The 3,315-nt window shown below is 59.3% G+C and carries 6 protein-coding genes; 1 reads left to right on the top strand and 5 read right to left on the bottom strand.

Annotated elements, in window-relative coordinates; all coding sequences use genetic code 11:
• The 3 genes from OOJ09_RS31830 to OOJ09_RS31820 form a co-directional block, all read right to left on the bottom strand.
• Positions 1 to 282: molybdopterin-binding protein (locus OOJ09_RS31830; RefSeq protein WP_269909007.1), on the bottom strand; the 282-nt coding region annotated here is incomplete at its 3' end.
• Between the two features lie 269 nt (positions 283 to 551).
• Positions 552 to 866, bottom strand: coding sequence for a hemerythrin domain-containing protein (locus OOJ09_RS31825; RefSeq protein ID WP_269909008.1), 315 nt, complete (start codon positions 864 to 866; stop codon positions 552 to 554).
• A gap of 63 nt (positions 867 to 929) precedes the next feature.
• Entirely contained in the window at positions 930 to 1,178 is a 249-nt protein-coding gene (locus OOJ09_RS31820; RefSeq protein WP_269909006.1) for a DUF542 domain-containing protein, read from the bottom strand.
• A 367-nt stretch (positions 1,179 to 1,545) separates the two neighbouring features.
• Here OOJ09_RS31820 and OOJ09_RS31815 point away from each other — a divergent pair, with 367 nt between their 5' ends.
• Positions 1,546 to 2,055 (top strand): YidB family protein, encoded by a 510-nt coding sequence (locus tag OOJ09_RS31815; protein ID WP_420107577.1) that lies wholly within the window; start codon positions 1,546 to 1,548, stop codon positions 2,053 to 2,055.
• 150 nt (positions 2,056 to 2,205) lie between these two features.
• Here OOJ09_RS31815 and OOJ09_RS31810 read toward each other — a convergent pair whose 3' ends face one another.
• On the bottom strand, positions 2,206 to 2,406 hold the full coding sequence (locus OOJ09_RS31810) for a hypothetical protein (RefSeq protein ID WP_269909004.1): 201 nt from the start codon (positions 2,404 to 2,406) through the stop codon (positions 2,206 to 2,208).
• Between the two features lie 217 nt (positions 2,407 to 2,623).
• A partial coding sequence (locus OOJ09_RS31805) for an EAL domain-containing protein (RefSeq protein WP_269909003.1) occupies positions 2,624 to 3,315 on the bottom strand: 692 nt, incomplete at its 5' end.

Here is a 3,315-nt window from a genome sequence, read left to right as displayed (position 1 = left end):
AAGCTCCTTGGTGATAACCTGCTGCATGGCCTCTGGGGTAAGGTCTCTCGGAGATGGACCGGTCCCTCCAGTCGTCAGGATCAGATCAACGCCGCATTGGTCGCAAAGCTCGATGAGCACATCCCGGACACTTTCCACGCCGCCAGGGACTATGCGACGGATGAAGACGCACGGCGATGCCACGACACGATGAAGCCAACGCTCGATTGCTGGACCGCCAAGGTCCTCGTAGTCGCCGCGGCTTGCACGGTCCGAGACCGTCACGATTGCAATCTGGGTCATTTTTCCGTTCGTTGCCGAGCGCCATGGCGTCCAGCTTGTGGGTTGGCTCGTCAGCGGAAAGTAAAGCCGCCTTTGTCGTGGCCGAAATGTTGTTGGCAATCCACCGTCCGGGAAGTTTGTTCCGTGCTTGCTGCCTTGGCCACGAACTCAGCGCTGCCGTTCGCCTCCAGGTCAGTCGATCTCGATGGACCTGCACGTTGGCTAGGCACGGCTCTCCGTTGCCGCGAAACGCGGAAACAGGATGTTGTTCTCTAGGTGGATGTGCTCCATCAGGTCCTCGGCAAGCTGGGCCGTGCCGACGTACAGCGCCTGCCATGAACGGCAGGCGCCGTCGACGTGGCGAAGTCGTCGGTGAGGCTCTCGAGGAGCCGAAGCCAGGTGCCCTGGTCGTCGTGCTCGCGCCGCAGCTTCGAAATCGGGATCTCGCTGCTGCCTTTCGCCCACTGCCGCATTGTCGGAAACACAATGGCCTCTTCCTCGGCCGTGTGCTGCACCAGTTCTCTTTGCATCTGCTGAAACGCATCGGAAAGTCCGGCCGGCACCTTCGAATGGCCGCGATGCGCCGCCTCAACCTTTCGCGACAGGGCGATGAGCTCGGGCAGAACGCGGCGATGCGCCTCGTGGTGGCACGGTTCGATGTGTCCCGATCAGTTCCTTGCTGTCCATAGCCGCCGGCGCGGCTGTCTCCCCGGCACCGGTACCAAGCGCCTCCAACGCGCGCTCAAGCTCATGCGGATCAAAGCCGCGCCGATGCGCGGCGCGTCAAGGGTGAGATCGCCGTTGCAGCAGAAGTCGATCTTGAATTTGCGGAATACAGCGGTGGCGCCGGGCAGCGTGGCCGCTACGTCACCGACAGTGCGTTCCCATAGTTCTGCACCTAGGAATTGGGTGTTCATGGCGAAGCTCCATGCTTTGAAACTCACAGTGGACTCATTCGCGGCAACGCGTCGTTGTGAGACGAACCCGTGCCAACCCTTGGACCGTCAATTGCCCAGAAAAGGTGCGAAGTCTTTGCGGTTGAACAAAGAGCATGAACATGCCTTGTTGTAGGAGCATGCTAACCCTCAGCGTCGTTGGGCGTGGTCCGGATTGCCGCAGGCCTCGGTGGGAACTTTGTGAAATCATTGTGCAGAACATGATCGCATGATGCTCTCAAGGCTCACACGGTTCCGAGCGTCGTGACTGGGTTGAAAAAACCAGCGGAATCCTATTGGCGTATTACCCTTGTTGCGATCCCAAATCCAAAGGCGCTGGCGGCGCAAGATGACATCGTTGGATCCGCTATACCCAACCAGCTCGAGACAGCACGCCACGGCCAGCAAGACAGCATTTTTTGACAACGCCGTTCCCGGCGGCAACATCACCAAACCGCTGATGATCGCGCTCGGCGCCTTGCTGGTTGGAAAAATGCTGAGCGGCAGAAACGCAAACCAGCCTGATCAGCCGCAAAGTCCTGTCCCTTCCGGGACGACATCCGGCGATGGAGGACTGCTCGGAGGGCTGGGAGGCCTTCTCGACAAGCTGAAGGATGCTGGCCATGGCAGCGTCGCCGATTCCTGGGTCGGAACCGGGCAGAACCAGCCGATCAACGCCAATGATCTTGGCAGCGCCATTGGCCCCCAGGCTATTCACGAGATCGCACAAAGGACAGGGATCGACGAGCAGGAACTGCTCAAGCAGCTTTCGTCAGTATTGCCCGGCATCGTCGACAAGTTGACGCCGAGTGGACAGCTGCCGCAGCCACATCAGGTCGCGTCCGCATTCAACAACTGATTGGGCGTGACACCCTGCGACGTGCCAACAAAGGAATTTTCCGGGCCGAGCAGATCAACACTTCGTTCGTGCGTCCGGGCGGACGCGAAACAGGTCGCTTGCGGATAAGCGTTCCAATCGCCTTCCTCTTCTGATCAGGGAAGGCGCGGTCTAACTCGCGTCGGCCGCAGTTTTCCACCATTGGACAATGGCTGCACGAGAAGCACGGCCGGATAAATGAAGCGTGCCCCATGGGTTCAGATCGCGTGCGAAATATGAAGACATTTCGAAATCTGCTTGTTTGTCCACCGACGTGCACGGCGCAAGTGGCTCATCATCCGCGGTGATGCCCGAGAGAAATTCCAGCTTCACGGCGTTTCACGGCACCTGGGATCGCATCTTCGGCGTATTTCGGTCGCCGAATCCTCCAGCTGAAATTGGTGTGGAGGGAGTCGAGGATGAGAGCCCGCGAAGTGGAGTCGATGACCCCCTCGACCAGGCATCCTTGCGCACTTTGAATAGGACACCTTGCAGCGATCCGGCGCTGCAATCGCAGCGGCGGCGCAGGTGCATCTTCGTTGTAGAGTCGCTAGTATCTTGGCATCGCGCTGGCGGGCCGGGGCCGTGCGGCAAATCCAACACCATCATCGAGCAGTGGCAGGACCCGGTTTCGGCCAACCGGACGGCCGAACAGGTAGCCCTGGCCGAGATCGCACCCTCTTGTTACAAGATACTCCGCTTGGGCAATAGTCTCGATCCCTTCGGCGACCGACGTAATTCCCATTGCTTTGGCCATCTGCAGCAATGCGTCCACGACAGCTGAACTTCCCATTGTGTCCGTAGAGACTTTATCGATGAAGGACCGATCGATTTTCAAGACATCGACCGGAAACTGCTGGAGATGTGTGAGCGAGGCGTATCCAGTCCCGAAATCGTCCAACGCTATGGTCACCCCGGCGTCTCTGAGTTTGGTCAAGGTCTGTCCTACCCGGCCAGCCATCTGGCCCACCAACACGGACTCCGTGACTTCAAGCTCAAGCACTGAAGCCGTGAGGCCGAGCCGGGTGACTTTCTCCAGAATGCGTTCCGCCAGATCGCCTCGCCGGAAGTCTGCCGTCGCTGCGTTGATAGCGATCCGCCCGACTTCCCTGCCGTCCCGCTTCCATCCTGCCACGTCGGACAGCACCCGATCCAGCATACGGTCTGTAATCAACACTGACAGCTCAACATCATCGAAAGCTGCGCCGATGCTGCTAGGAGGTTGCAATCCGTTTCGATGGT

The organism is Mesorhizobium qingshengii (assembly GCF_027563465.1).
Lineage (GTDB): Bacteria > Pseudomonadota > Alphaproteobacteria > Rhizobiales > Rhizobiaceae > Mesorhizobium > Mesorhizobium qingshengii_A.
This window is presented reverse-complemented; position numbering and strand designations above follow the sequence as displayed.